Origin of the sequence: Mycobacterium seoulense (assembly GCF_010731595.1) — a bacterium.
GTDB lineage: Bacteria > Actinomycetota > Actinomycetes > Mycobacteriales > Mycobacteriaceae > Mycobacterium > Mycobacterium seoulense.
In genome coordinates, this window is the sequence record NZ_AP022582.1 from 2,628,934 (window position 1) to 2,655,716 (window position 26,783).

At 68.4% G+C, this 26,783-nt stretch carries 25 protein-coding genes and 1 tRNA gene; 12 read left to right on the forward strand and 14 right to left on the reverse strand.

Annotated features, from left to right (window positions below):
• Positions 1-99: 99 nt before the first annotated feature.
• Genes G6N37_RS11995 through G6N37_RS12005 form a run of 3 tightly spaced genes read left to right on the forward strand, consistent with a single transcriptional unit; the run spans position 100 to position 2,590 of the window.
• Entirely contained in the window at positions 100-1,293 is a 1,194-nt protein-coding gene (locus tag G6N37_RS11995) for an acyl-CoA dehydrogenase family protein (protein ID WP_163680415.1), read from the forward strand.
• Positions 1,293-2,114, forward strand: coding sequence for a mycofactocin-coupled SDR family oxidoreductase (locus G6N37_RS12000; protein ID WP_163680417.1), 822 nt, complete (start codon positions 1,293-1,295; stop codon positions 2,112-2,114). Before G6N37_RS11995 ends, G6N37_RS12000 begins: the two co-directional genes overlap by 1 nt.
• 47 nt (positions 2,115-2,161) lie before the next feature.
• Positions 2,162-2,590: a pyridoxamine 5'-phosphate oxidase family protein gene (locus tag G6N37_RS12005; RefSeq protein WP_163680419.1), complete on the forward strand. Its 429-nt coding sequence runs from the start codon at positions 2,162-2,164 to the stop codon at positions 2,588-2,590.
• Positions 2,591-2,594: 4 nt separating this feature from the next.
• Here G6N37_RS12005 and G6N37_RS12010 read toward each other — a convergent pair whose 3' ends face one another.
• From G6N37_RS12010 to G6N37_RS12020, 3 genes are all read right to left on the reverse strand, one after another.
• Entirely contained in the window at positions 2,595-3,671 is a 1,077-nt protein-coding gene (locus G6N37_RS12010; RefSeq protein WP_163680422.1) for a phosphotransferase family protein, read from the reverse strand.
• Between the two features lie 87 nt (positions 3,672-3,758).
• Entirely contained in the window at positions 3,759-5,498 is a 1,740-nt protein-coding gene (locus G6N37_RS12015; RefSeq protein WP_163680425.1) for an ABC transporter ATP-binding protein, read from the reverse strand.
• Complete coding sequence (locus tag G6N37_RS12020; protein WP_163680428.1) at positions 5,495-8,080, reverse strand: ABC transporter ATP-binding protein/permease; 2,586 nt, start codon at positions 8,078-8,080, stop codon at positions 5,495-5,497. Before G6N37_RS12020 ends, G6N37_RS12015 begins: the two co-directional genes overlap by 4 nt.
• A 148-nt stretch (positions 8,081-8,228) precedes the next feature.
• Here G6N37_RS12020 and G6N37_RS12025 point away from each other — a divergent pair, with 148 nt between their 5' ends.
• Positions 8,229-8,654, forward strand: a complete 426-nt coding sequence (locus G6N37_RS12025; protein ID WP_163680430.1) for a thiol-disulfide oxidoreductase DCC family protein — start codon at positions 8,229-8,231, stop codon at positions 8,652-8,654.
• Between the two features lie 529 nt (positions 8,655-9,183).
• A complete protein-coding gene (locus G6N37_RS12035) occupies positions 9,184-9,498 on the forward strand; it encodes a hypothetical protein (protein WP_163680432.1) in 315 nt (104 codons plus the stop codon).
• 374 nt (positions 9,499-9,872) lie between these two features.
• Here G6N37_RS12035 and G6N37_RS12040 read toward each other — a convergent pair.
• A tRNA-Leu gene (locus G6N37_RS12040) sits at positions 9,873-9,955 on the reverse strand.
• Between the two features lie 89 nt (positions 9,956-10,044).
• Between G6N37_RS12040 and G6N37_RS26215 the strand changes: the two genes are divergently transcribed.
• The 4 genes from G6N37_RS26215 to G6N37_RS12055 all read left to right on the forward strand — a co-directional run bounded on the left by G6N37_RS26215 (position 10,045) and on the right by G6N37_RS12055 (position 11,525).
• Positions 10,045-10,311 (forward strand): helix-turn-helix domain-containing protein, encoded by a 267-nt coding sequence (locus G6N37_RS26215; protein WP_232075439.1) that lies wholly within the window; start codon positions 10,045-10,047, stop codon positions 10,309-10,311.
• Positions 10,312-10,616: 305 nt separating this feature from the next.
• Positions 10,617-10,781, forward strand: a complete 165-nt coding sequence (locus G6N37_RS26220) for a hypothetical protein (RefSeq protein WP_232075441.1) — start codon at positions 10,617-10,619, stop codon at positions 10,779-10,781.
• Positions 10,782-10,797: 16 nt separating this feature from the next.
• Positions 10,798-11,178: a hypothetical protein gene (locus G6N37_RS12050; protein WP_163680435.1), complete on the forward strand. Its 381-nt coding sequence runs from the start codon at positions 10,798-10,800 to the stop codon at positions 11,176-11,178.
• The gene (locus tag G6N37_RS12055; RefSeq protein WP_163680438.1) at positions 11,175-11,525 is read left to right on the forward strand and encodes a DUF3817 domain-containing protein; all 351 of its coding nucleotides are present in this window, start codon (positions 11,175-11,177) and stop codon (positions 11,523-11,525) included. Before G6N37_RS12050 ends, G6N37_RS12055 begins: the two co-directional genes overlap by 4 nt.
• A gap of 38 nt (positions 11,526-11,563) precedes the next feature.
• Here G6N37_RS12055 and rdgB read toward each other — a convergent pair whose 3' ends face one another.
• The 9 genes from rdgB to clpS all read right to left on the reverse strand — a co-directional run bounded on the left by rdgB (position 11,564) and on the right by clpS (position 18,378).
• On the reverse strand, positions 11,564-12,163 hold the full coding sequence (gene rdgB / locus G6N37_RS12060) for an RdgB/HAM1 family non-canonical purine NTP pyrophosphatase (RefSeq protein WP_163680441.1): 600 nt from the start codon (positions 12,161-12,163) through the stop codon (positions 11,564-11,566).
• A gap of 121 nt (positions 12,164-12,284) precedes the next feature.
• Entirely contained in the window at positions 12,285-12,884 is a 600-nt protein-coding gene (locus tag G6N37_RS12065; protein WP_232075442.1) for a DUF4395 domain-containing protein, read from the reverse strand.
• 320 nt (positions 12,885-13,204) lie between these two features.
• Entirely contained in the window at positions 13,205-13,984 is a 780-nt protein-coding gene (gene rph, locus G6N37_RS12070; protein WP_163680444.1) for a ribonuclease PH, read from the reverse strand.
• A 24-nt stretch (positions 13,985-14,008) separates the two neighbouring features.
• Positions 14,009-14,791, reverse strand: coding sequence for a cyclic nucleotide-degrading phosphodiesterase (locus G6N37_RS12075; protein WP_174813820.1), 783 nt, complete (start codon positions 14,789-14,791; stop codon positions 14,009-14,011).
• Between the two features lie 85 nt (positions 14,792-14,876).
• Entirely contained in the window at positions 14,877-15,692 is an 816-nt protein-coding gene (gene murI, locus G6N37_RS12080) for a glutamate racemase (protein ID WP_163680451.1), read from the reverse strand.
• A complete protein-coding gene (locus G6N37_RS12085) occupies positions 15,689-16,369 on the reverse strand; it encodes a rhomboid family intramembrane serine protease (RefSeq protein ID WP_174813821.1) in 681 nt (226 codons plus the stop codon). The genes murI and G6N37_RS12085 overlap by 4 nt, the downstream gene beginning before the upstream one ends.
• Positions 16,370-16,405: 36 nt before the next feature.
• The gene (locus tag G6N37_RS12090; RefSeq protein WP_163680454.1) at positions 16,406-17,449 is read right to left on the reverse strand and encodes a P1 family peptidase; all 1,044 of its coding nucleotides are present in this window, start codon (positions 17,447-17,449) and stop codon (positions 16,406-16,408) included.
• A gap of 16 nt (positions 17,450-17,465) precedes the next feature.
• Positions 17,466-18,047, reverse strand: a complete 582-nt coding sequence (gene aosR / locus G6N37_RS12095; RefSeq protein WP_174813822.1) for an oxidative stress transcriptional regulator AosR — start codon at positions 18,045-18,047, stop codon at positions 17,466-17,468.
• A 25-nt stretch (positions 18,048-18,072) separates the two neighbouring features.
• Complete coding sequence (gene clpS, locus G6N37_RS12100; RefSeq protein ID WP_163680460.1) at positions 18,073-18,378, reverse strand: ATP-dependent Clp protease adapter ClpS; 306 nt, start codon at positions 18,376-18,378, stop codon at positions 18,073-18,075.
• Between the two features lie 67 nt (positions 18,379-18,445).
• Between clpS and G6N37_RS12105 the strand changes: the two genes are divergently transcribed.
• Both G6N37_RS12105 and G6N37_RS12110 read left to right on the forward strand, forming a co-directional pair.
• Positions 18,446-19,759, forward strand: a complete 1,314-nt coding sequence (locus tag G6N37_RS12105; RefSeq protein WP_163680462.1) for a nicotinate phosphoribosyltransferase — start codon at positions 18,446-18,448, stop codon at positions 19,757-19,759.
• Positions 19,760-19,778: 19 nt separating this feature from the next.
• Positions 19,779-21,797 carry an ATP-dependent DNA helicase gene (locus tag G6N37_RS12110; RefSeq protein ID WP_163684951.1) on the forward strand — a complete coding sequence of 673 codons (2,019 nt, stop codon included), beginning with the start codon at positions 19,779-19,781 and terminating at the stop codon, positions 21,795-21,797.
• A 2-nt stretch (positions 21,798-21,799) separates the two neighbouring features.
• On the opposite strand, the gene glgP is transcribed toward G6N37_RS12110, so the two are convergent.
• Positions 21,800-24,445 (reverse strand): alpha-glucan family phosphorylase, encoded by a 2,646-nt coding sequence (glgP, locus tag G6N37_RS12115; RefSeq protein WP_163680465.1) that lies wholly within the window; start codon positions 24,443-24,445, stop codon positions 21,800-21,802.
• A 221-nt stretch (positions 24,446-24,666) separates the two neighbouring features.
• Here glgP and G6N37_RS12120 point away from each other — a divergent pair, with 221 nt between their 5' ends.
• Complete coding sequence (locus tag G6N37_RS12120) at positions 24,667-26,760, forward strand: alpha-1,4-glucan--maltose-1-phosphate maltosyltransferase (RefSeq protein WP_163680468.1); 2,094 nt, start codon at positions 24,667-24,669, stop codon at positions 26,758-26,760.
• Positions 26,761-26,783 lie beyond the last annotated feature (23 nt).

Here is a 26,783-nt window from a genome sequence, read left to right on the forward strand (position 1 = left end):
TCCGGTGCCGGGTTCCACACCGGACCGTTTGAGCCGGCCGGCCCGCCGCGGGCTGCGCGGCTCGCTGCCAACAAGGTGCCGAAGAGGGGGCGTTTGCCTATGACCACCGCCGAACAACCCGAGGTCTCCGACGACGACTTTCGGGAGATCCTCGCCCAGACGCGGCACTTCGTCCGCACCGCCGTCGTCCCGCGCGAACAGGAGATCCTGACCGAGGATCGGGTGCCCGACGACCTGCGTGACCAGGCCAAGAAGATGGGCCTGTTCGGGTACGCGATCCCGCAGCAGTGGGGCGGCCTGGGCCTGAACCTGATGCAAGATGTCGAGCTGGCAATGGAATTGGGCTACACCTCGCTGGCCTTGCGATCGATGTTCGGCACCAACAACGGCATCGCGGGGCAGGTGCTGGTGGGCTTCGGCACCGACGAGCAGAAGGCCCGCTGGCTGGAGTCGATGGCGTCCGGCGACGTGGTCGCCTCGTTCGCGTTGACCGAGCCCGGCGCGGGATCCAACCCGGCCGGCCTGCGAACCAAAGCCGTTCGCGACCAAGCCGATTGGGTGATTTCCGGGCAGAAGCGCTTCATCACCAATGCGCCCGTCGCCGATCTGTTCGTGGTGTTCGCGCGGACCCGGCCGGCGGACGACCAGGGGCCCGGGATCGCGGTATTCCTCGTTCCGGCGGACTCACCGGGCGTCGAAGTGGGCGCCAAGGACGCCAAGATGGGCCAGGAGGGCGCCTGGACCGCCGACGTGAGCTTCAACGACGTCCGCGTCGAGGGCGGCGCACTGATCGGCGGCAGCGAAGACATCGGCTACCGAGCGGCGATGACGTCGCTGGCGCGGGGCCGGGTTCATATCGCCGCCCTCGCGGTGGGCGCCGCCCAACGCGCACTCGACGAATCGGTCTCGTACGCCGCCACGGCGACCCAGGGCGGCACGCCGATCGGGAGCTTTCAGTTGGTTCAGGCGATGCTCGCCGACCAGCAGACCGGGGTGCTGGCCGGCCGCGCGCTGGTTCGCGATGCCGCCCGGCTCTGGGTATCCGGTGAAGACCGCCGGGTCGCGCCGTCGGCGGCCAAGCTGTTCTGCACCGAAATGGCCGGCAACGTAGCCGATCTCGCGGTGCAGATTCACGGCGGCAGCGGCTACATGCATGGCGTCCCGGTCGAGCGCATCTACCGCGACGTACGGCTGCTGCGGCTCTACGAGGGCACCAGCGAGATTCAGCGGTTGATCATCGGGTCCAACCTCGTCAAAGCGGCGCAGCGCGCCAGCACAACGAAGGAGCGCTAATGAGCGGCAAGCTTGCGGGCCGAGTGGCATTCATCACCGGAGCGGCGCGCGGGCAGGGCCGGGCGCACGCGGTCCGTCTGGCGCGGGAGGGCGCCGACATCATCGCCGTCGACATCGCCGGCAAGCTTCCGTCCTGCGTTCCCTACGACCCGGCGACTCCCGACGACCTGAGCGAGACCGTTCGCCTGGTTGAAGAGACGGGCCGCCGCATCATCGCCTCCGTCGTGGACACCCGCGACTTCGAGGGGCTGCGCAAGGCCGTCGACGACGGGGTGGCCGCACTCGGGCGACTGGACATCATCGTCGCCAACGCCGGCGTCGCCGCGCCGCAGGCCTGGAACGACATCACGCCGGAAGACTTCCGCGCCGTCATCGACATCAACGTCACCGGCACCTGGAACACCGTGATGGCCGGCGCGGACAAGATCATCGAAGGCGGTCGCGGCGGATCCATCATCCTGATCAGTTCCGCGGCCGGCATGAAGATGCAGCCCTTCATGATCCACTACACCGCCAGCAAGCACGCCGTCACCGGGATGGCGAGGGCATTCGCCGCCGAGCTGGGCAAGCATTCGATCCGGGTCAACAGCGTTCATCCCGGGCCGGTGAACACGCCGATGGGAACCGGGGACATGGTCACCGCGGTGGGCAGGGCCATGGAAACCAACCCGCAGCTGTCCAACGTGCTCACGCCGTTCCTGCCGGACTGGGTCGCCGAGCCGGAGGAGATCGCCGACACCGTCTGCTGGCTGGCCAGCGACGAGTCCCGCAAGATCACCGCCGCCCGGATCCCGGTGGACCAGGGCTCGACGCAGTACTGACCGGCGGCTCGGGAATAGATTCGCCACGACCGGCGCTTGCAGGGCACATGAAAGCCTTCACCGAGAGCGAACGTCAGGAGTTCTTGGCCGCCACGCACGTGGCGGTGCTGTCCGTCGACGCCGCCGACGGGCGGCCGCCCGCGAGCGTGCCGATCTGGTACGACTACACCCCCGGTGGCAACATCCGGATCATGACCGGGGCGGCCAGCCGCAAAGCCCGGCTGATCGAGCGGGCCGGCAAGGTGACGCTCGTCGTCCAGCGCGAGGAGCTGCCGTACCAGTACGTGGTGGTCGAAGGCACCGTCGTCGACACCGCCAAGCCCGCCCCGACCGATGTGCAGGAGGCCGTCGCCATCCGCTACCTCGGCGAGGAGGGCGGGCGGGCGTTCATCCGCAGCATGGAGGGCGTGGAAGAGGTGATGTACACCATCCGCCCCGATCGCTGGATGAGTGCGGATTTCACCGGCGACCTCTGAGATCTCAGCCGATCAGCTCCAGCGTCCCCAGTTCACGGATCGCCTGGCAGCCGCGGCTGAGCATGGCGAGCACCATGTCGTCGCCGCGCTCGGTCGCGGCGGCGAACGCGAACCCCAGCGCCGAGATCAGCGGCGCCTGCAGCACCCCGAGGCGGTAATCACGCCAACACGTTTCGGCATCGTAACCGGTGACGCCACCCGCCGTGAGCGCGCGATGGTAGTCGGCGACCAGCTGTTCCTCGATGCTCGCGCGCAGCTGCGAATTGAGGCTGGTCGCGGTGAAGTAGGCGAGATCCCTGGCCGGCAATCCGACGCCGAGCGTCTGCCAGTCGACGACGCTGACCCTGGTCCGGTCGGGATCGAACAGGAGGTTGTCCAGGCGATAGTCCCCGTGCAGCAGGGCAAACCGGTCGTATTCGGAGAGCAGCCACGGCGTGACCAATCCCATTGCGGCGCTGAAGGTCTCGCGATCTTGAGTACTCATCCGGTCGCCCAGCTTGTCCAGCGTGATGTCGGCGCTCATCTTCGCCACCTCACCCATGCCGGCGGCGCCCGCTTCGTCCGGCCTGGCGAACGCGATGCCCGGGAAATCGAGCCAGACCGGATCGCACCAGCTGGGCGCGTGCAGGCCGGCCAGGGCGGTGACCGCGAGGCGCGCTTCGGTTTCCCCGCACCCGGCGAGCTGATCCCCCTGCACCGCCGGCGCCTGATCGGCGAGCAGCAAAGCGAACTCCATTGCATCATCGGTGATCTCGGAATAGAAGCACCGCGGCGTCGGCACTTGCACCCGATCCGCCACGGATGAGTAGAACGCGCATTCGCTGCGATATCCGATGACCACCCGGTCGCGCACGGTGTCGTCCTGCGCCGGCAGCTTGATAACGAACGTGCGCGGCAGGTCGCCGGGATCCGTCGCGTATCGGGCGGACACCCGGTAGGTTGCGCCGGTCTGCCCGGTGCCGATCGCGACCACGTCCACGTCGGCGACCTCGACCGGTGCCCCGCGCCCACTGAGGGCGGCCGACAACCACGCCGGGGTCACGTCACCGGGATAGCGCGGAATCGACACCACAGCACTCATGAACAGCACGCCTCCTGTACCCGGACAGCTCCGCCCGACTGACAAACTGTAAGGCATACCGCAATAGCAGCGGTCGACTACGGTGACCTAGTCGGCGAGGATCCGCCATTCCGCGGCCTCGTGCTGCTGCCGCCAGAACTCGTCGAAACGCCCACCCGCCGCGAGCAATTCGCCGACCGTTCCGTCCTCGATCACCCGGCCATCGTCGAGGAACAGGACGCGGTCGGCGTGACTGATGCTGGCCAAGCGGTGCGCGACGATCACCTGGGTGCGCGGCTGCGGGTCGAGGGTCAGCGCGTCGACCACCGCCGCCTCGTTTTCGGTGTCCAGGGCGCTGGTCGCCTCGTCGACCAGCAGTATCGGCGCCGGCTTGAGCAGCGCCCGCGCGATGCTGACCCGTTGGCGTTCGCCGCCCGACAGGGCGGAACCGGCCTCGCCGACGACCGTGTCGGCGCCGTCGGGCAGCCGGGCGAGGAGTTCGTCGACGCGGGCGAGGGCCACGGCCCGGGCGAACTGGTCGTCGCCGGCGCCGGGATCCCCGGCGAACACGTTGTCCCGGATCGACCCGTGGAAAAGGTAGGGATGCTGGAACACAACGCTGCTTGCCGCCCGTCGGGCCTCGGCGCCCAGCGTGGCCGCGTCGACGCCGTCGATCAGGACCCGGCCGCGGCTTGGCTCGTGCAACCCGGCGATCAGCGCCAGGATGGTGCTCTTGCCCGACCCGGACGGCCCGACGATCGCCGTCGTGCTGCCCGGCTCCAGGGTGAAGCTCATCCCGTCGAGCACCGGCGCGCCGGCGCCGTCATAGCCGAAAGCGACGTCGTCGAACTCGATGCGGGGCGCCGCCGCAGAGCCGGGCAGCGTGGCGGTCCCGGCGTTCATCGGCGGCGCGGTGAGGACCACGCGGATGCGGTCGAGCGTGGCGCGGGTGCTCTCCAGCGCCGGTGCCAGTTCGCTGATCGAGCTGAACGGCTCCAGGTAGCGCACGATCACGACGATCAAGGCGATGGCCTCGGGGACGGTGACGGTTTTGTTCACCGTCATCGCCGCGGTCGCCCCCGCCAGCAGGATCAGGGACAGCTGGGTGACCAGGCTGAACAGCAGCTGACCGGGAACCTGCATGGACAGCAACCGCATGGTCGCGCCGTGCTGCGCGGTCAGCGCATCGCCGACCAGACTGCGCGCCGGCTCGACCCGCCGCGCGGCCCGCAACGCCGGCTGGGTGCGGGCGAATTCGATGATCCGCTCGGTCAGCGCGCTGTTGGCTTCTTCGGCCGCGGCGTCGGCACGCCGCGTCAGTCGCGCCGACGCCCACAGCGCGCCCAGCAGCAACGGGACACCTGCGAGCGCGGCCAGGCCGAGCTGCCACGCGATCGGGAGCAAGGCCAGCCCGATGGCCGCGGGCAGCAGGACGGCGGAGATCAGCGGCGTCAGCAGGTTCACCACGAGACCGACCAGTTCCGGCCCGGTGGCGGCGATCGCCTGCCGCGCCGTCGCGGTGCGTTCGGCGGTGAACCAGTCCAGCCGGACCGCGGGTAAGCGGTCCGCGACGTCGTGCTGGCTGTGGTCCAGCACGGCAAAACCGAGATCGAAGCCGATGCGCGCCGTCGTGGCATCGATCACCCAGCCGATCACCGTGGCGGCGGTGAGCCAGCCCAGCCACACCATCGCGCGATGCGGGGCGCCGCTGAACAACGCGCCCACCAGGGGCACCAGCAGCACGGTGGCCACCGCCCGGATCATCACGGAGACCAATGCGAGCACGGCGTAGGCGGTCACCCGGGCGCGGCGATCCGCCGGGACCAGGCCCAACCAGGTGCGGATCATCGCGCTCCCTCCCGAGCCGTGATGGCGGCCACCGGGTCCCGACGGCCGCCCTCCCACAGCCGTCGGTAGCGGCCGTCGGCGGCCAGCAACTCGTCGTGCGTGCCACGTTCGGCGATCCGGCCGTGGTCGAGCACGACGATCTGGTCGGCTCCGGTGACGGTGTGCAGTCGGTGGGCGATCACCAAAACGGTGCGGTCCCGTGTCAATCGGTTGAGCGCCTGCTGCACAAGGTATTCCGATTCGGGGTCGGCGAACGCGGTGGCCTCGTCGAGGATCAGCACCGGGGTGTCCGCGAGGATCGCGCGGGCGATGGTCAGCCGCTGCCGCTCCCCGCCCGACAGGCCCGTTCCCGCGCCGAGCACCGTGTCGTAGCCGTTCGGCAACCGCATGATCCGGTCGTGGATGTGTGCCTGGCGCGCCGCCTCCTCGATTTGCGCAGCGGTGGCGTCCGGGACGGCCAGGGCGATGTTGTCGGCGACGGTGCCGTGCACCAGCTGCGTCTCCTGCAGGACGAACCCGACCTTCGCATAGAGCTCGTCGGCGGACATCGACCGGATGTCCTGTCCCCCAATGCGTATCGTCCCGTGGTCGACGTCGTGGAAGCGGGCCAGCAGGGCGGCCAGCGTCGACTTGCCGGACCCGGACGGGCCGACGAGGGCGGTGACCGTGCCGGGACGCAGCGTCAGCGACACGCCGCGGATCACCGGGACGCCCGGCCGATAGCCGAAGCTGACGCCGTCGAACACCACCGTCGCCGACGAATCCGCGGACCGGTCCGGCTCCCGCACCTCGAGCTCGGGCTCGTCGAGGGTGTTCTGCAGGCGCCGCGCGGCGAGCATGCCGGCGCCGATACCGCCGACCCCGTACGCGATACCGAGTAGTCGCGCGCCGAACGTGGTGCCCAGCAACAAGAATGGCAAAAGATTCACTGGATCCATCCGCCCAGTGGTGGTGAGCAGCGTGCCCGTCAGCACGATGAGCCACAGGAAAGTCGAGGGCCGGGTGACCAGGTCCATGAGCGTCTTCTTGCCGGCCAATGGGCGCTGCCAGGAGACCAGAAAATCGATGTACTCGTCCAAGTTCCGCCGGAAGCTGGATGCCGCCGCGCCGCCGAACACGCGGATCACCGGCTGACCCTCGAGGTAGGCGCCCGCCTCCCCACTCATCTTTTCGGCCCAGCGCTGCGATTGCGGGATGCGCGGGCCGGACTGGATGGTGAGCGACGAGGTCAACACCAGGTACACCAGGACGGGCACGAACAGCACGAGCGCCACCCGCCAGTCCACCGCAAACAGATAAACCAGTACCGCCACCGGCGCGATGATCGCCGCGACCGCGTCGGGGATGGCGTGGGTGACCAGATAGTGCAGCGACAGCGCGTCGTCCTGCAGCAGTTGCTTGATCGAGCCCGATCCCCGCGCGGTGAACCAGCCCAGCGGCAAGCGAGATAGCTTGCGCAACAGGCGCGATCGCAGGCCGGCGGCAAACCGCGCGTCGACGACATGCAACCACAGTGTGAGGGCCGCTCCGAGGACGGTGCCCAGTCCCAGCAGCGCGACGGCCGCGAGCCCGACGTCCCAGAGTCGTACCGCGGGCGCCCCGGCTACCAGCAACCGGGCCAGCTCGACCAGCAGCACGAAGGGTGCCAGCTGCACCACCGTGATGACGGCCTGCAGCACACCGGACAGGATCAGCGCCGTGCGCAGCGGCGCGAGCAACCGGCCGGCGGCCTGAACGCGCCAACTGCCGCGCGCCGCCGGGGTGGACGTCTTGTCGGCGGGTTCTCGCGACGAGACCTGCTCTGCTGCAACGTTCTTGGTCGTCCCCCGGTCTTCACCACGGTGCGTGCCCATCGCACGCCCGGCACTCCAGTAGGCCTTGGCGTGTATTTCGGACTTGGGGAAGCCGAACTCGTCACGCAGCCGCGTCCGCACGTGCTTGAGCACGGTCGCCTCGGGCGTCGCCCACGCGTACCAGTTGGACCAATCTCGGCTCTCGATCGCCGCCGCAAGCGATCTCTCGTCACGCCGGGGCACCCAGTGCACTTGCAGCCGCGGATGCCGCGCGATCGGGATCAGGACGTCGTTGTCGTCGTGCTGCTCGAGATACGTCTCGATCGGCACGTCGTCGGGGACGACCCCGATGATCCCGTTCATGCCCGGGATCGACGCCGAATCCCCGATCAGCAGGTAGCCGGCCGGCTTCTCGTCGGGCACGTCAAAGCGCGACGAACCCATCAGGGCCATGACGGCGATCGTGGCGCCGGGCTGGGCGGTGCGCGCCCACTTCGATGCCGGGCCGGCGGGATCGTGCAGAACGATGTCGACGGCGAAGCGGCCGCTGGGAACGTCCGCCTCGGAAATCGTGTAAGCCCGCTGGAATTCGGTGGTCGATCCGTCCGGGTCCGGGAACCAGAACCGCAGCCAGGCGGCGGGTTCGGCATCCACGTCTTCGAACAACGTCGGTGACGTCATGCGTACGCGCACGAAATGCGGTGCGATCTGGACGGTTTCGACCACCGTCGCGGTGTGATCGCGGGCGCCGAAGCTGCGCAACATCACACCGGAGAATCCGCGTGCCATCAGCGGTCCCTTCCCGCGGCGCTCAACTCCGCGACGACTTCACCCGACGGCCCGGCGGACCCCTACTCGACAAGTTACCGCACAAACTAAGGGTTGCCTTACCAAAGGTCAAACCCGGGTCGTGAGCGCCGGCAAGTAGCCTGGTGGCGTGAGCGGTGAATCGGCGCCGCCCGTGTTGCTCTACGACGGGGTCTGCGGCGTCTGCAACTCGGTGGTGCAAACCATCCTTCGGTTCGACCCGGACGGATCCCTACGTTTCGCGGCGCTGGACAGCGACTTCTCCCGAGGGGTCGTCGATCGGCATCCCGCGATCGCGGGCGTCGATTCGATGGTCTTCGTCGACGAACCCGGCCAGCCCACCGAACGCGTCGCCGTGCGATCCGCCGCCGCGTTGCGGGTGGTGAATTACCTCGGCGGCCCCTGGAAGCTGCTGCGGGTGGCTCGCGTCATTCCCACTCCGCTGCGCGATTGGCTCTACGACCGGGTCGCCGACGTCCGCTATCGCATCTTCGGCAAGCACGACACGTGCCCGCTGCCGCCGCCGGAGGTTCGCGCGCGATTCTTGGACGCTTAGTCCACGGCGAGGTCGGCCTCGGACTCCTTGCGCTTGAGCTCGGCCAGCTTGCGGTCCTCGACCGCCGCATCGCGATTCGCGGTGTATGTCCACATCGGGCATGCCCTGTTCGAGGGTCCGGTCTTGCATCCGGGCGAATTCTGCGTGTTTGAGGGCCGATGCCTCCAAGCTGCGAGCGGCTGACAGCCCCGCGTGCGCGGCGCGTGCGCGGCGCGTGCGCGCGCCTCCGCGGCTGTGCGTTCGGCGAGCTCCGCATCTTTCGCAGTAACAACTTCTTCGCGTGACCGATTTCCGGTGGCCATGGCGTCTCCCTCGCGTCCCGTGCAGTTGAAGTACCCAGCAGGGCGGGGTGGACGCTTCCAGCAGCAAAATGACGGTGCGGGCGGAGGGACTCGAAGCCAAGTCATGTCAGGGGGTCCACGGGAGCTATTTGTAACCCGGCGGAAAGTGTCCCTTTCGGTGCTCCTGGTTGCTCCAGGTCGATGAACGCAGTCCGAACCTCGGACCGCGACGACCTCAAGGAATCACCATGAAGAACACCCGCAAGCCGACTCGCTTCCAGTACGCCGCCACGCTGTTTGGCGCGCTGGCGATCGTCACGTTGGCCCCTGCCACCGCCTACGCCGAGCCCAGCGGGCCCACCGGCTCGAGCGGCGGATGCCACTACACCGACCCTGACGGCTACGACATCCCGATCGACGAGGGCCAGGGCGTCATTGTCGGCGGCAAGCTTGTCACGTGCACCGGCGGGAAAACGGTCGTCACCGATGCCCCGGCACGCACGAACCCCCACCGGCCCATCGCACCGCCCAATCACGCGCCGGTACTGACCAGGAAAATGTAAGCCTCCCAGGCGCACTGAAAGCCGGTCATCTAGCCGTTGGGCCCGCCGCCGCGGAAACAGGGTGGTGGGCCCGACCCTCCTGCTTTATCGGCCGGCACTGGCCCCCACGCTTCACGCGCGTGAGCGTGGTTGACGTGAGCGGTGGCGTCGTCAGGATGTACCACTCGCCGCGGACTATCAAGGGCCGCAAGAGTTTTCGCGATGCACCGATACACGTAGCTCGACGCCTGACACCTACGCGGACCTGTTCGACGACGACTTGGACGCAGTAGAGGTGACACTGCACGCCCGATACTCACCGAAGGATGCGGGCACGCCGCCTCGTAGCAACCTCAGAAACTGGTTTACCAGCACTAACGGCCTTGGACCAGCAGTGCGGGCGGAGGGACTCGAACCCTCACGCTCTTTCGAGCACCGGCACCTAAAGCCGGCATGTCTGCCATTCCATCACGCCCGCAGCGTGCTGATCGTACAGCTCAGCTCGCCGCAGGACCTGTCGGCAGTCCCGCCTACTTTGGGTTCCGCACAGGGGGAAAGGTGCACAGCATGCGGTCGGCGGACGAGTTCGAAGTCGTGCGGCGCCTCGTCGCAGCCGGAGTAAACGACTGCGCAATTTCGCGACAAATCGGTGTGCCACGAACGACGGTTCGGGACTGGCGGCGACGGCCACAAATCCGGACGAGGCTGGTGAGCGGAGGGCCATGCGGCGTCGGTCATGATTTTCTGCTGTCCCGCCAGCGGCATACTGCTACCTGCTTGGCCTTTACTTGGGCGACGGCTGTGTTTCACGCTCCCAGCGGGTCTGGCACCTGAGAATCACGCTCGACAAGAAATACCCGGGAATTGTCGAGCGTTGTTGCGCCGCAATGGAAAGCGTGATGCCTGGGCAGCACGCAGCGGTCCATCCGCGAACGACTGGATTTGTCGTGGTCTCGCTGTACTCAAAGCACTGGCCGTGCCTGTCGCCCAACACGGCCCCGGCAAGAAGCACCTGAGGCCGATTCGGCTGGAGCCCTGGCAAGAGGCGCTGGTCAATCAAGCCACCGAGGAGTTCATCCGCGGCCTGATCGACAGCGACGGATGCCGCGTGGTGGCGAACGACCCGCGGTGTCAAAAGCGTGCGCTATCACTTCTCGAACCGGTCCGACGACATCCGCGGCCTGTTCACCGCGGCACTCGACCACATGGGTATCCCGTGGACGCGGCCGAGCACGTACGTCATCGCCGTGTACCGCAAGGCGGCGGTGGCGCGCCTCGAGGAATTCGTCGTACCCAAATCGTGAGCGGTACCGTCAAGGGGTGTCCACTACGCGTCGTCGCAGGCCGGCGTTGATCGCCTTGGTGATCGTCGCGGCCTGCGGCTGCCTGGCGCTGGGCTGGTGGCAGTGGACCAGGTTCCAGTCCGTATCGGGCACGTTCCAGAACCTCGGCTACGCGCTGCAGTGGCCGCTGTTCGCCTGGTTCTGCGTGTACGCGTACCGCAAATACGTGCGCTACGAAGAGATGCCGCCGGAGCCCCGGCACGACGCCGCCCTCACCGAGATACCCGCCGGCCTGCTGCCCGAGCGTCCCAAGCCGGTGCAGCAGCCGTCCGACGATCCCGCGCTGGCCGAGTACAACGCGTACCTGGCCGAGCTTGCCAAACAAGACACCGAAAAACAGAACAGGACCACCGCATGACCACACCGGAGACACCAGGGGCACCGACGTCCGCGTTCCCCGTCGAGAAGATCCGCACCGCGTTGCTCGGCTATCGGATCATGGCGTGGACGACGGGTCTCTGGCTGATCGCGCTGTGCTACGAGATCGTGTCGCACCTCGTCTTGCACCACGAGATCCGCTGGATCGAGGTGGTCCACGGCTGGGTGTACTTCATCTATGTCCTGACCGCGTTCAACCTGGCGGTCAAGGTGCGCTGGCCGATTCCCAAAACGATCGGTGTGCTGCTCGCCGGGACCATCCCGCTGCTGGGCATCATCGTCGAACACTTCCAGACCAGGGACGTCAAGACCCGCTTCGGCCTGTAGGACTCGACTCTGCCGGCCGGTTTCACACCCTGCGGGCCCTAATCCAGCTCCCGCAGCGCCGGCACCAGCAGCCTGAGGGCACGCCCGCGATGGGAAACCGCGTCCTTCTCCTCGGGGCTGAGTTCCGCCGCGGTGCGCTCCGAACCGTCCGGCACGAAGACCGGGTCATAGCCGAAGCCGCCGTCGCCCCGCGGTTCTCGGGCGATGCGGCCGGGCCACGCGCCGCGGACGACGACCTCGCCGGATGGCCCGGCCAGGGCGCAGGCGGACACGAACGCCGCGCCGCGCCGTTCGTCGGGCACGTCGCGCATCTGCGCCAACAGCAGCGCGGTGTTGGCGGCGTCGTCGCCGTGGTCGCCCGACCAGCGGGCCGACAGCACGCCGGGCATGCCGTTCAGAGCGGCCACCTCCAGGCCGGAGTCGTCGGCCACGGCGGCCAGGCCCGTCGCGGCGAACGAATCCCGCGCCTTGGCCAGCGCGTTGTCCTCGAAGGTCGCGCCCGTTTCGGGCGCCTCGTCGAACGGCGGGACGTCGCGCAAAGAGAGCAACGTCACCCCCGTCAACCCGGCCGCGTCGAGCACGCGGCGCAATTCGGCCAGCTTTTTGGGGTTGCGGCTGGCGACCAGCAACTCGGTCACCGGCTAATCCGATCCATGCCGCCACCTCCGCAAGAGCCACCCATGCACACGACAACAAGTTAGCCGGAATGCCGCGCCGCCTTGTCAACAAGAACGGGGCCGCGCCATTTGCGTCCCGCGCCTATGCGCGACTTTCCAAGTTGATTGCTGGACGTTCCTGGCTTATCGCGGGCCGGGGTGCTATTTCCCTGACGTAAGGGACCTCGCAGTCCTGACAACCCCAAATCAATTTGTGCATGTAGCAGCCCACGCAAAATCCCAGCGTGGCCTCCGACCATGTGAGAACAAAACAGACCGCCACAACGGCCGCCATCGCTACGGGCGACGCCCCTAACAGGCGCATGGCAAGGCACGTCGCTGCTAAACCGGCACCGAGCAACCACGCAAACCGTTTCGGCCGCGTTGGCTTCCATACCGGACGAATGCCCATTGTTAACGCCGTGCCGAGAATTCCAGTGGGGCTGAAGGGAGTTAGTCCGCTAACCGCCGCGGCCAACATGTCAAAAAGCACGAGCGGACCGACGATGATCACCGGATCGGTTTCCGGACGCAAAAGCAACAATGCGATCGTGATCGCCGAGATGATATTCAGCAAACCCGCCCTTGCGCGGGTCGCGACTTCGTTGATGCGCGGTTCCGCATGCGCGTGCGTGATCTGCCCCATTGCCCACCAGGGCGTATTGAGAAAAGCATGTTCAAGTGGGACTGGCCGACTGCCCATCAATTGATCCTAAAAACGTCACTAAACATTGGCTTGCCTAAATTCAATTGGATATCTATTAGTTTAGCATGACGGTATTGTGGGCGGCTCCGGCCAGCCACTCTGATTCGACTAAAGGCAACGCTGGGACCGACCTATGCCCCCCCTGACCTACACGACTGGCCCGCGCAGGCGAGCTGTCTGACCGGATCCGCTCTCGCCGAAGCACGACGCCCACGCTTGACGCCGGGATAGCTGCCAACCAGCTATCCGTCTGGCCAGGTTTTGTTCGGCCGCGGACTTGATGGGCATCGCTCGGCTCTGCATCGCCGCCCGCGCGGTCAGCTGCCGAACGCCTTCGGCGCCGGGCCCGCCTCGGGCAGCTCACCCGGGTACGGCAGGGCCAGCGCCTCGCGCTGGGCGGCGAACAACGTGTCGCAGGCGGCCAGCGCCACATCGAGCAGTTTGTCCAGCGTCGAGCGCGGGAACGTCGCCCCCTCGCCGGTCCCCTGCACCTCCACCAGCGTCCCGGTGTCGGTGGCGACGACGTTCATGTCGACCTCGGCCCGCGCGTCCTCCTCGTAGGGCAGGTCCACTCGGATCCTGCCGTCGACCACCCCGACGCTGACCGCCGCGATCGCGCACGACAACGGCCGGGGATCGGACAGCTTGCCCGCTGCCGCAAGGTAGGTCACGGCGTCGGCCAGCGCGACGAAGGCGCCCGTGATGGCGGCGGTCCGAGTGCCGCCGTCGGCCTGCAGCACGTCGCAGTCGACGGCAATGGTGTTCTCCCCCAGGGCCGCCAGATCGATGCAGGCCCGCAGCGACCGACCGATCAGCCGGCTGATCTCCTGGGTGCGCCCGGAGAGGCGCCCCTTCACGGATTCCCGGTCGGAACGCGAGTGGGTGGCCGACGGCAGCATCGCGTACTCCGCGGTCAACCACCCCAGACCCGACCCCTTGCGCCAGCGCGGCACCCCCTCGGTCACGCTGGCCGTGCACATGACCTTGGTGTGACCGAATTCGATCAGCACCGACCCCGCCGGATGATCGGTGAACCCGCGGGTGATGACCACGGGGCGAAGCTCGTCATCCAGGCGGCCGTCTTCTCGTCTCGTCACGACGCCAACCCTAACGTGGGGTGCTCAGACCCGTTCGGAGCGGCGGATATCGAAAGACTCGCCGCACACCACAGCATGCACGGGCCCGTCGAACTCGGCCTTGGCCTCGCTGATCACGTCCTCGCGCGAGGTCCACGGCGGGATGTGGGTCAGCAACAGCTCGCGCACGCCCGCCTGCGCGGCGGTCCTGCCGGCCTCGGTGCCCGACAGATGCAGGGCGGGCGGGCGGTCCGGTGAATGGGTCCAGGACGCTTCGCATAGGAAGACGTCGGCGTCGCGCGCCAGCTCGACGAGCTGGTCGCAGACGCCGGTGTCACCGCTATAGACGAGCGAGGCGCCGGTGGAATCGGTGATCCGCATGCCGTAAGACTCCGTCGGGTGAGCCACCACCCGCGGCGTCACCGTGAGCGACCCGAAGGTGACCGGTTCGCCGTCGACCCAGTGCCGGACGTCGAAAATGTCTGAGCAGTCGTCGATTTCACCGCCGTACGGTGACGACGCGGCGCCCAGCCGCGACCAGGTGTCGCCGGGACCGTACAACAGCGCCTTACCGTCCGGGCGCGACGGGTGATAACGCCGCCACACGAACAGGCCGGGCAGATCCAGGCAGTGGTCCGCGTGCAAATGAGATAACAGCACATGCACGGAGGCGGGGTCTGCGTAGCGCTGCAGCGCGCCCAGCACGCCGCCGCCGAAGTCGATGACCAACGGCGGAGTGTCCGGTGCCCGGAGCAGATAACCCGACGCGGGCGAATCCGGCCCCACCACGCTGCCCGAGCAGCCGAGCACGGTTATTCGCACGGACACTACTGTGCCATGCCCGATACGACCGTGACGAAAACATCGCCGCATTCGTGTGATGAGAATCTCGCCGCGTTCGCCACCATCAGCACTAGTCGATCCGCACGTGGTGAACGGGTTGCACGCCGCTGACCGCGGGACCCAGGAATCGCGATGCCAACTTGGTGAAAGCCTCGGGGTCGCCGGTCGCTTCGAAGACCCGCGTCGCGGGCGCCGCGTCGTGCGGACGCAGCAGGTCGCGCTCGGTGAGCACCCGAAGCACTTCCTTGGCGGTCTCCTCCGCGCTCGACACCAGCGTCACGTGCTCGCCCATGGCCAGCTGGATCAGCCCCGACAGCAGGGGGTAGTGCGTGCAGCCGAGCACCAGCGTGTCGACCTGGGCGCGCTGCAGCGGCTCGAGGTAGCCCTCGGCCAGTCCGAGCACCTGGCGCCCACTGGTCACCCCCCGCTCCACGAAGTCGACGAAGCGCGGACAGGCCACGGCGGTGATCTCGGTGTCGCGGGCGGCAGCGAACGCGTCCTGGTACGCGTGCGAGTTGATGGTGGCCCGGGTGCCGATGACGCCGATGCGACCGTTGCGGGTCGTGGCGACCGCGCGACGCACCGCCGGCAGGATCACCTCGACGACCGGTACGTCGTAACGCTCGCGAGCGTCCCGCAGGCACGCCGCCGACGCCGTGTTGCAGGCGATCACCAACGCCTTGACCCCGCGACCGACGAGGTCGTCGCCGATGGCCAGCGCGTGCGCGCGGACCTCGGGGATGGTGAGGGGACCGTACGGTCCGTTGCCGGTGTCACCGACGTAGACGATGTCCTCGTCGGGCAGCTGGTCGATGATCGCCCGCGCGACGGTCAGTCCCCCGACGCCGGAGTCGAAGATCCCGACGGGTGCCAAGGGCGAGTTCATGTCTTGGGACGCGGCACCGCGGCGCCGGCTTTTCTCTTCGCGCGGGCCTTACGTTCCGGCGCGGACAACCAGTACGCGGCAACGACGCCGGCGATCGCACCGCACAGGTGACCCTGCCAGGACACCCCGCCGCACCTGCCGAGCACCGGCATGGCGCCCAGCAGCACGCCGCCGTAGGCGAACAACACGACCAGCCCGATCGCGATGTCGGCGAACCTGCGCACGAAGATGCCGAACACGAGCAGGAAGGCCAGCCAGCCGAAGATCAGGCCGGAGGCCCCGATGTGATCCGTCGGCCCGCAGGAGCTGCCCACATTCCCGATAAGCCAGGTGCCGAAGCCGCCCAGGATCCACACGATCGCGGTGGCCCAGACGAACCGGCTCAGACCGGCCAGCGTCATCAGGAAACCCAACACCAAGAGCGGGATCGTGTTGGCCATCAGATGCTGCCAGTTGGCGTGCAGGGCCGGCGCGAAGACGATCCCCCACAGCCCGTCGGCTTCGAGCGGCCTGATGCCGTTCTCGTCCAGGGAATGCCCCGTCAGCTGGTCGACGAGCTCGACCAGGTAGAGCAGCGCGACGAAGGTGAGGATCGTCGCCCCGCCCACCATCCACCCGGGCCGCTTCGCGCGGTTCGCCGGCACGCCCGGGCCTCCCTTCGGGGTGGTCTTAGCCATGGCTGCAGGTTACCGGCGCGGACGGCGGTGAACTTCTCATCGGGCAAACGCCCCGGGCAACAGGTCGCGGTAGGTCGGTATCCCCGCCACCGAATCGGCGGCGAACACGCCGGCCAGCACCGCCCGCGCCACGCAGTCGGCCGCCGCGGCGCCCACCTCCGCGGCCAGCCGCATCTCCGGTGCAAACGAGGCGGGTGCGTCCGGCGCGGGCGGCACCTCCACCGCCCCGGTCGCCAGCGCGAACACCGTGTCCCCGTCGTACGGGGTGTGCGCGGGGCGAATCGTCCGGGCCAGGCCATCCTGGGCCGCGACGGCGACGCGCCGGCATGCGGCCGGGCTCAGCGCCGCGTCGGTGGCCACCACCCCGATGACGGTGTTCAGTGGGTTGTCCAGCGGGCCGGACGCGGTCGGCAGCTGCGCGAAAGCGTCGACCTGCGTCGCCGGCGGTGGCCGCAGCGCGAACTCCCGGATCACGTCCGCCGACCACGGCAGGCCGGTGACCCGGTCGGCGACGTCGCCGGCGGAGTTCACCACGACCATCGCGCCGACGGTCACCCCGCACGGCAGCGTCGTCGAGGCCGTCCCGACACCGCCCTTGAGCACCCCGGCCCGCGCCCCCACGCCGGCGCCGACGCTCCCGACGGCCGGCGCGCCCTCGCTGCCCTCGGCCGCTTCGCAGGCCAGGTAGCCGAACTCGGCCGTCGGGCGACAGTCCCAGCCACCGACCGGCAGATCGAAGATCACCGCGCCGGGCACGATGGGGACCACCCCGCCGTCCATCGCCACACCGCGGTCTCGTTCTTCCAGCCAGCGCATGACCCCGTCGGCGGCGGCCAGACCGTAGGCGCTGCCACCGGCGAGCAATACCGCGTCGACGTACCGGACGGTGTTGGCCGGGTCCAGCAGGTCGGTCTCCCGGGTGCCGGGAGCGCCGCCCCGGCAATCGACGGCACCCACGGTCCCGGGCGGGGTCAGCACGACGGTGACGCCGCAGGCCCATCCGGCGCCCAGCGTCGCGTCGGGGTCGAGTCGCTGATGGTGACCGACGCGGATGCCCCCCACGTCGGTGATGGCGTTCATCCGGCGGCCATCGGGCTCATCGGGGCCTCATGAGCACCAGGACCAGATATTCCTGCAGGACGGTCAACCACTGGTACACGTCGAAGTGCACGGCCAGCGGGTGGTCGGCGGGCAGGCGCTCCGGCCCCTCCGGGCCGACCTCGAGCATCACCCCCAGCGTCAGCCGAAGGTCGTTGACCGCCGCGACCCAGGCGTTTGCGTCCTCCTCCGTGAGGTCGAACCGGCCGCCGTCGTTCGGAACGGTGTCCAATAACCGCTGTGCGGCAAGGCGTTTGGCGTCGATGATCTCGGGCTCGTGCAGGCTCCGCAACGCGGCGTTGAGGCTGTCGGCGGTGTCGGGGGCCAGCGGGTCATCGGCGTCGTGACGGAAGAAATCCGGCAGCAGCCGGCGCAGGGTCGGATCCTTCGGCGGATCGCTGTTTCCAATCTTTATGCCAGTGATCTCCTCGAGTTCATCTGCGGGCGAGGATGATTCACGTTCGTCGAGTAACCCGACCATGGCCGTCGCGAGGTTTTTCAGCAGGGCGGCCTCGTGGGACGCCAAGGCGGACCGAAAACGGGGACCGTCCGCGGTCTCGACGCGCTTCCACTTGCGCACAGGTAATCGCCGAAGCCCTCGAAGATCACCGGTCCTGCTGCAGGGTCGCCCACAACCCGGCGGCATGCAGCTTGGACACGTCGACTTCCATGGACTCCCGGCTGCCGGCCGACACCACCGCCTTGCCTTCGTTGTGCACCTGCAACATCAGTTTGGTGGCGTGCGGCTCGCTGTAGCCGAACAACTTCTGGAACACATACGTCACGTAGGTCATCAAGTTGACCGGGTCATCCCACACGATCGTGACCCACGGACTCGCCGTGGCGTCTACCGGAGCGGACTCGCGTTGTCCTGTAGTACCCGGCTTAGCGGGCGCTGACATTACAACCATGGTTTACACGATACCGAGCGCCGGGTGAGGTTTCCGAGCCCCTGACGGCAGCCGATACCGTTATGGAATGAATCACCCGGTCGTAACTGGGCTGCTTACCGACAAATACGAGTTGACGATGCTGGCCGCGGCGCTGCGAGACGGCACCGCGAACCGCCCGACGACCTTCGAATTGTTCGCGCGCCGACTCCCGGAGGGCCGCCGCTACGGCGTGGTCTGCGGGACGGGCCGGCTGCTCGAAGCGTTGCCGCAGTTCGGCTTCGACGACGAGGCGTGCGGGTTGCTGGCGGAATTCCTCGATCCGGATACGTTGCGTTACTTGCGCGATTTCCGGTTCACCGGCGACATGGACGGCTACGCCGAAGGTGAGCTGTACTTCCCCGGCTCCCCCGTGCTGTCGGTGACCGGCACGTTCGCCGAATGTGTGGTGCTCGAGACGCTGGCGTTGTCGATCTTCAACCACGACACGGCGATCGCGTCCGCGGCCGCGCGCATGGTGAGTGCGGCCCGAGACCGGCCGCTGATCGAGATGGGCTCCCGGAGAACCCACGAACGCGCCGCGGTCGCCGCGGCGCGCGCCGCTTACATCGCCGGTTTCGCCGCGTCCTCCAACCTCGAGGCCCAGCGCCGATACGGGATCCCCGCGCAGGGCACCTCGGCGCACGCGTTCACGATGCTGCACGCGAGCGGGGAACCGGCCGAAGTGACCGAACTGGCCGCATTCCGCGCGCAGGTCGACGCGCTGGGCGTCGACACCACGCTGCTGGTGGACACCTACGACGTGACGACCGGTGTGGCCAATGCCGTGGCCGCCGCCGGGGAGTCGCTCGGCGCGGTCCGCATCGACTCGGGCGAGCTGGGCGTGCTCGCGCGCCAAGTCCGCGAGCAGCTCGACCGGTTGGGAGCCACCGGGACCCGCATCGTCGTCTCGGGTGACCTCGACGAGTTCTCCATCGCCGCCCTGGGTGCCGAACCGGTGGACAGTTACGGCGTCGGCACCTCGCTGGTGACCGGCTCGGGCGCACCGACGGCGAACATGGTCTACAAGCTGGTCGAGGTCGACGGGATTCCGGTGCAAAAGCGCAGCAGCCATAAGGAATCCCGCGGTGGCCGCAAAGAGGCGCTGCGCCTGACGCGCCCGTCCGGCACCATCACCGAGGAGATGGTGTATCCGGCGGGCCACCGCCCCGCGGTCACCGAACCGTCCCGGGTCCTGACCGTCCCGTTGGTCCGCGGCGGCGACACGGTGTCCAAACCGGATGTGGGCGCGGCGCGCGAGCTGGTAGCTTCCGGGCTGCGCAGTCTGCCGTGGGAGGGCTTGAACCTGTCGCAGGGCGAGCCCGCGATCCCGACGACGCAGATTCCCGCAGGCCGCCGATGACACCGCAGAGCAGGAGAGGCTGACCACGTCCGAAGTGTCCGTGCCCGAGTTGCTGGCCGTCGCCGTGGCAGCGCTGGGCGGCAGTGAGCGTAGCGGCCAGCTCGAGATGGCCAACGCCGTCGCGCGGGCATTCGAAACCGGCGAGCACCTCGTCGTGCAGGCCGGCACCGGGACCGGAAAATCGCTGGCGTACCTGGTGCCCGCGATCGTCCGCGCCATCGAGGACGACTCGCCCGTCGTCGTGTCCACGGCCACGATCGCACTGCAGCGGCAGCTCGTCGACCGCGACCTGCCCAGCCTGATCGACGCGATCGGCGATGAGCTTGCCCGCCGCCCGCAGTTCGCGCTGCTCAAAGGCCGTCGAAATTATCTGTGCCTGAACAAGATTCACAACGGTAGCGCCGAGGCGGAGGAAGATGGCGACGGGCCGCAGGAGGAGCTCTTCGATCCCATGGCGGCCACCGCCCTGGGGCGCGACGTCCAACGGCTCACGACCTGGGCGTCGACCACCGAATCCGGGGACCGCGACGACTTGAAACCCGGTGTGCCAGAACGATCCTGGTCGCAGGTCAGCGTTTCGGCGCGGGAATGCCTGGGCGTGGCCCGCTGCCCGTTCGGCTCGGAGTGCTTCTCGGAACGGGCGCGCGGCCGGGCCGGCGGTGCCGACATCGTGGTCACCAACCACGCGCTGCTGGCCATCGACGCCGTCGCGGACTCGGCGGTGTTGCCCGAACACGAGCTGCTGGTGGTGGACGAGGCCCACGAGTTGGTCGACCGGGTGACATCGGTGGCCACCGCGGAGCTGACGCCGGCCGCCCTGGGCGTCGCGGCGCGGCGGATCTCGCGATTGGTGGATCCCGAACTGACGCAGCGGCTGGAAGCGGCGACGGCCAACTTCGCCGCGGCGATCCACGACGCCACACCCGGTCGCATCGACCGCCTCGACGAGGAGCTGGCGACCTACCTGACCGTCCTGCGCGACGCGGCGGGTGCGGCCCGCTCGGCGATCGACACCACCAGCGACGCGAAAGCGGCCGCCGCGCGGGCCGAAGCGGTAGCGGCGCTGAGCGAAATATCCGATACCGCGTCGCGGGTTCTCACGTCGTTCGCCCCGGCGATTCCCGATCGCAGCGAGGTGGTGTGGCTCGATCACGAGGACAACAGGGGCTCGACGCGCCCGGTGTTGCGGGTGGCGCCACTGTCTGTTGCGGGTCTGCTGCGCGACCGGGTGTTCTCCCGGTCCACCACCGTGCTGACGTCGGCCACCCTGACCATCGGCGGATCCTTCGACGCGATGGCCGCGGCGTGGGGCCTCACCGCGGCGGAAACCGTGCAGGAGCCGAAGGATGCCCGCTGGCGCGGCGTCGACGTGGGGTCGCCGTTCCACCACGCCAAGGCCGGAATCCTTTACGTCGCCGCCCACCTCCCGCCACCCGGCCGGGACGGCACCGGTTCGGCTGAACAGCTGACCGAGATCGCCGAGCTCATCACCGCGGCGGGCGGGCGGACGCTGGGACTGTTCTCGTCGATGCGAGCCGCGCGGGCCGCCGCGGAGGCCATGCGCCAGCGGCTGTCGACGCCGGTCCTGTGCCAGGGCGACGACAGCACCTCCGCGCTGGTCGAACAGTTCAGCGCCGACACGCAGACGTCGTTGTTCGGCACGTTGTCGCTGTGGCAGGGCGTCGACGTGCCGGGGCCGTCGCTGTCCCTGGTGCTCATCGACCGCATCCCGTTCCCGCGACCCGACGACCCACTGCTGGGCGCGCGGCAACGCGCGGTGGCGGCGCACGGCGGCAATGGCTTCATGGCGGTCGCCGCCAGCCATGCCGCACTGCTGTTGGCCCAGGGCTCGGGTCGGCTGTTGCGTCGCGTCACCGACCGCGGGGTGGTTGCGGTGCTGGACTCGCGGATGGTCACCGCCGGTTACGGCGGCTACCTGTGTGCGTCGCTGCCGCCGTTCTGGCAGACCACCGACCCGGCCCAGGTCCGTGCGGCGCTGGAGCGGCTGCGCACCGCGTCGGAGGGACTGCCCGCTTGAGGTCAGCGGGCCAGGGTGACCAGGCCCAGTTCGGCGCTGCCGGCAAGCATCGGGTGATGGGGCAGCACGCGCACCGTGTACCCGACCGCCCCCGCCAGCGGTAACGACAGCGTCGTGGAGAACACCTGGTTGCCGCCCTCGGCGGTCCCGGTATACGACATCTCGACGGTGACCGGGTCCAGCAGCGCGTCGCTGGCGTCCACCCTGCCGACCACCCCTTGGACCGTGACCTCGTCGGGCGCGAGCCCGTCCAGCGCCACGGTGGCGGTCAGGGTCATCTTGGAGCCGAGCACCGGCGTGTCCGGCAGTCCGGTGCTGTCCACGTCCGTGATGGTGATCTTGGGCCACGCCTCCTCGGCGCGCCGCCGGTAGGCGGCCACCTCGCGCGCCGCGCCGAACTCGCGGCCGTCCTCACCGTCCTCGGCGGGCCCGACGGTCCGGCGCAGCGACTGCGCGGCGTGCGTGTAGTACCGCTCCACGTAGTCGCGCACCATCCGCGAGGCCAGCACCTTCGGGCCGAGCGTCTGCAGTGTGTGCCGCACCATCTCGATCCACCGCGGCGGGACCCCGTGTTCGTCGCGTTCGTAGAACTTGGGCGCCACGGCCTGCTCCAGCAGGTCATAGAGCGCGCTGGCCTCCAGGTCGTCGCGGCGGGACTCGTCGATCACGCCGTCGGCAGACGGTATCTCCCAACCGTTTTCGCCGTCGTACCACTCGTCCCACCAGCCGTCGCGGATGGACAGGTTCAGCCCACCGTTGAGCGCGCTCTTCATTCCGGAGGTGCCGCAGGCCTCCAGCGGCCGCAGCGGATTGTTCAGCCAGACGTCGCAACCCCAGTACAGCAGCCGCGCCATGGACATGTCGTAGTCGGGCAGGAACGCGATGCGGTGCCGCACCTCGGGCCGGTCGGCGAAGCGCACCACCTGCTGGATCAGCGCCTTGCCTCCGTCGTCGGCCGGGTGCGACTTCCCGGCCACGATCAGCTGAATCGGCCTGTCCTCGTCCAGCAGCAGGCGTTCGAGCCGCTCCGGGTCGCGCAGCATCAGCGTCAGCCGCTTGTACGTGGGCACCCGCCGGGCGAACCCGATGGTGAGTACATTTGGATCGAATGCCGTTGTAATCCAACCCAATTCGGCGTCGGATGCGCCACGCTCCAGCCATGACTTGCGCAGCCGCCGCCTGACGTCCTCGACCAGCAGCGAGCGCAGTTGCGAGCGGATCCACCAGAGGTGGCCCGCATCGACCTGGTTCAGCCGCAGCCAGACGCCGGGATCACCGAACGAATCGGATCCGGCCAGCTCACGCCCCAACTGCAACCACTGCGGCGCCGCCCAGGTGCGCGCGTGGACACCGTTGGTGATCGACCCGATCGGCACCTCATCGGTGTCGAACCCGGGCCACAGCTCGTTGAACATGGCCCGGCTCACCTCGCCGTGCAGCAGCGAGACGCCGTTGGCGCGCTGCGCCAGCCGCAGGCCCATGTGCGCCATGTTGAACTTGGTCGGGTCGTCCTCGGCGCCGAGCGCGAGGATTCGGGCGGTCGGAACGCCCGGCAACAGCACGGGTGCGCCCTTGCCGCCGCCTTTCTCGGCCTTCTTACCGGGCTCGCCCCCGGCATGCCCGTCGAAGTAGAGCCGCACCATGTCGATCGGGAATCGGTCGATGCCTGCCGGCACCGGGGTGTGCGTGGTGAACACGGTGCTGGAGCGCACGACGGCCAGCGCGGTGTCGAAGTCCAACCCCGCATCGGTCATCAACTCGCGAATGCGTTCCGCTCCCAGGAACCCGGCGTGGCCCTCGTTCATGTGGAAAACCTCGGGCGCGGGCAGGCCCTCGATGGCGGTGAACGCGCGAATCGCCCGCACCCCACCGATGCCGGCCAGCAGCTCCTGCCTCATGCGGTGTTCCTGGTCACCGCCGTAGAGCCGGTCGGTGATGTTGCGCAGCTCGTGCTCGTTCTCGGGGACGTCGGAATCGAGCAGCAGCAGCGGGACCCGGCCCACCTGCGCGACCCAGATCCGCGCGTGCAGCCGGGCGGAGTCCGGAAGCGTCAGCTCGACCAGGACGGGATCGCCGGTGGCATCGGTGAGCAGTCGCAGCGGCAGCCCTTGCGGGTCCAACGACGGATAGGTCTCGTTTTGCCAGCCGTCCGCCGTCAGCGACTGGCGGAAATACCCGGACCGGTAGTACAGGCCCACCGCCACCAGCGGCACGCCCAGGTCGGAGGCCGACTTCAGATGGTCCCCGGCGAGGATGCCCAACCCGCCCGAGTAGTTGGGCAGCACCTCGGCGACGCCGAACTCCATCGAGAAGTAGGCGACGGCCGCCGGCATCGCCACACCGTCGGCTTGCTGCTGCTGATACCACAGCGGACGGCTCAGATAATCGTCCAGGTCGGCGGCCAGTTGATCGAGCCGGCCCAGGAACGTCTCGTCGAGCGCCAGCTCGTCGAGCCGCGCCGGATTCACCGCGCCCAGCAGCGCCACCGGATCAGAGCCGCAGCGCTCCCACAGGTCCACGTCGACGGTCGCGAACAAGTCGTGGGTCGGTTTGTCCCATGACCATCGCAAGTTGGTCGACAGCTGGTCGAGCGCGGCCAGCCGCTCGGGAAGGTGAGCACGGACGGTAAAGCGGCGGAGGGCTTTCACGCGTCCTTACCTTACTGAGGATTTCGGCCCGCGCACGGCGGCAGACGCCGCTTTTCCCGCCGGGGGTGTGACCGGACACTAGGGTGGGTATCGGTTAGTTATTGGGGCCGCAACGGTGCTTCCCCGCAGAGGAAGTTCCCCACGACAGGAAGTTTCGCCAGACGAGAGGCATCCGCGACGAGCACACCGCGGTTGGCCGCACAATTCGGAACGGAGCTGTGGTGCCTGGTCGTGTCGAGATCGATAACGTCCAACCCGTCGTTTCCTGCGGCGCATATCCCGCCAAGGCCGTGGTCGGTGAGACCATTCCGGTCAGCGCGGCGGTATGGCGGGAAGGCCACGAGGCGGTCGCGGCGACCCTGGTGGTGCGCTACCTCGGCCCGCGCTATCCGCAGGTGACGGAGACCCGCCGGATCAAAGCGGTTCAGGCTCCCGTCAGGCCCGCGGCCGAAGTCGACGGAGGGGTGGACCAGCAACGGATCAAGCCGCTGCTGCTGCCGATGACGATGGGCCTCGAGCCCTACGTCTTCCACGGGCAGTTCACGCCCGACCGGGTGGGCCTGTGGACCTTCAGGGTCGACGGTTGGGGTGACCCCTTCGAATCCTGGCGGCACGGCCTGGTGGCCAAGCTGGACGCCGGGCAGGGAGAGACCGAACTGTCCAACGACCTCCTGGTCGGGGCCGCGCTGCTCGAGCGCGCCGCGACGGGGGTGCCGCGTGCGCGGCGTGACCCACTCCTGGCCGCCGCCGCGGCGCTGCGGAAACCGGGGGACCCGGTCACCCGCACCGCGCTGGCGCTGGCGCCGGAAATCGACGAACTCCTGGACGAATATCCGTTGCGCGATCTGGTCACCCGCGGTGATCAGTACGGCGTCTGGGTGGATCGGCCGCTGGCCCGCTTCGGCTCCTGGTATGAGATGTTCCCCCGCTCGACCGGGGGGTGGGACGCCGACGGCAAACCCGTGCACGGCACGTTCGCCACAGCGGCCGCCCAGCTTCCGCGTATCGCGGCAATGGGATTCGACGTGGTGTACCTGCCACCGATCCACCCGATCGGCAAGGTCCACCGCAAGGGCCGCAACAACTCTCCCACCGCCGCCCCTGGAGATGTGGGCTCCCCGTGGGCAATTGGCAGTGACGAGGGCGGCCATGACGCCGTCCACCCGGACCTGGGCACCATCGAGGACTTCGACGCCTTCGTCGCCGCGGCCCGCGAAATGGGCATGGAGGTCGCACTGGACCTGGCGTTGCAGTGCGCGCCGGATCACCCGTGGGCGCGCGATCATCGCGAGTGGTTCACCGAACTGCCCGACGGGACCATCGCCTACGCGGAGAATCCGCCCAAGAAGTACCAGGACATCTATCCGCTCAACTTCGACAACGACCCGGCGGGCCTGTATGACGAAGTCCTGCGCGTCGTCCGGTATTGGATGGACCACGGCGTCAAGTTCTTTCGGGTGGACAACCCGCACACCAAGCCGCCGAACTTCTGGGCGTGGCTGATCGCCCAGGCGAAGAGCATCGACCCCGACGTGCTCTTCCTCTCGGAAGCCTTCACGCCGCCGGCGCGGCAATACGGCCTGGCCAAGCTCGGGTTCACGCAGTCCTACAGCTACTTCACCTGGCGCACGGCGAAATGGGAACTCACCGAGTTCGGCAACGACATCGCCGCGCTCGCCGACTTTCGCCGGCCGAACCTGTTCGTGAACACGCCCGACATCCTGCACGCCATCCTGCAGCACAACGGGCCGGGGATGTTCGCCATCCGCGCGGTGCTGGCGGCGACCATGGGCCCGGCCTGGGGCGTGTACTCGGGCTACGAGCTCTTCGAACACCGCGCGGTGCGCGAGGGCAGCGAGGAATATCTGGACTCCGAAAAATACGAACTGCGGCCGCGCGATTTCGCGGGCGCCCTGGCCGAAGGACGGTCACTCGAACCCCTCATCACGCAGCTCAACTCGATCCGCCGGCTGCACCCGGCGCTGCAGCAGTTGCGCACCATCCACTTCCACGGCGTGGACAACGACGCCCTGCTCGCCTACAGCAAGTTCGATCCGGCGACCGGTGACTGCGTGTTGGTGGTGGTGACGCTCAACGCGTTCGGCGCCGAGGAAGGCACGCTGTTTTTAGATATGGCGGCTCTGGGTATGGAGCCCTACGAGCGTTTCTGGGTGCGCGACGAAATCACCGGCCAGGAATTTCAATGGGGGCAAGCAAACTACGTTCGCATCGATCCTGCGCGAGCGGTAGCGCATGTCATCAACATGCCGCTCATACCGCATGAGTCACGAATGACGTTGCTGCGCAGACGATGAAACGGACCGGAGGTGAAAAGGAC

What these genes read in the sequence shown, in the direction of transcription:
- G6N37_RS12015 (WP_163680425.1), bottom strand. Translation starts at nt 5,498, where the DNA reads ATGATCCGCACCTGGTTGGGCCTGGTCCCGGCGGATCGCCGCGCCCGG.
- G6N37_RS12000 (WP_163680417.1), top strand. Translation starts at nt 1,293, where the DNA reads ATGAGCGGCAAGCTTGCGGGCCGAGTGGCATTCATCACCGGAGCGGCG.
- G6N37_RS12085 (WP_174813821.1), bottom strand. Translation starts at nt 16,369, where the DNA reads ATGGCTAAGACCACCCCGAAGGGAGGCCCGGGCGTGCCGGCGAACCGC.
- G6N37_RS11995 (WP_163680415.1), top strand. Translation starts at nt 100, where the DNA reads ATGACCACCGCCGAACAACCCGAGGTCTCCGACGACGACTTTCGGGAG.
- clpS (WP_163680460.1), bottom strand. Translation starts at nt 18,378, where the DNA reads ATGGTTGTAATGTCAGCGCCCGCTAAGCCGGGTACTACAGGACAACGC.
- G6N37_RS12090 (WP_163680454.1), bottom strand. Translation starts at nt 17,449, where the DNA reads ATGAACGCCATCACCGACGTGGGGGGCATCCGCGTCGGTCACCATCAG.
- G6N37_RS12055 (WP_163680438.1), top strand. Translation starts at nt 11,175, where the DNA reads ATGACCACACCGGAGACACCAGGGGCACCGACGTCCGCGTTCCCCGTC.
- murI (WP_163680451.1), bottom strand. Translation starts at nt 15,692, where the DNA reads ATGAACTCGCCCTTGGCACCCGTCGGGATCTTCGACTCCGGCGTCGGG.
- G6N37_RS12005 (WP_163680419.1), top strand. Translation starts at nt 2,162, where the DNA reads ATGAAAGCCTTCACCGAGAGCGAACGTCAGGAGTTCTTGGCCGCCACG.
- G6N37_RS12065 (WP_232075442.1), bottom strand. Translation starts at nt 12,884, where the DNA reads ATGGGCAGTCGGCCAGTCCCACTTGAACATGCTTTTCTCAATACGCCC.
- G6N37_RS12020 (WP_163680428.1), bottom strand. Translation starts at nt 8,080, where the DNA reads ATGGCACGCGGATTCTCCGGTGTGATGTTGCGCAGCTTCGGCGCCCGC.
- G6N37_RS12105 (WP_163680462.1), top strand. Translation starts at nt 18,446, where the DNA reads ATGAATCACCCGGTCGTAACTGGGCTGCTTACCGACAAATACGAGTTG.
- G6N37_RS12010 (WP_163680422.1), bottom strand. Translation starts at nt 3,671, where the DNA reads ATGAGTGCTGTGGTGTCGATTCCGCGCTATCCCGGTGACGTGACCCCG.
- G6N37_RS26215 (WP_232075439.1), top strand. Translation starts at nt 10,045, where the DNA reads ATGCGGTCGGCGGACGAGTTCGAAGTCGTGCGGCGCCTCGTCGCAGCC.
- G6N37_RS12035 (WP_163680432.1), top strand. Translation starts at nt 9,184, where the DNA reads ATGAAGAACACCCGCAAGCCGACTCGCTTCCAGTACGCCGCCACGCTG.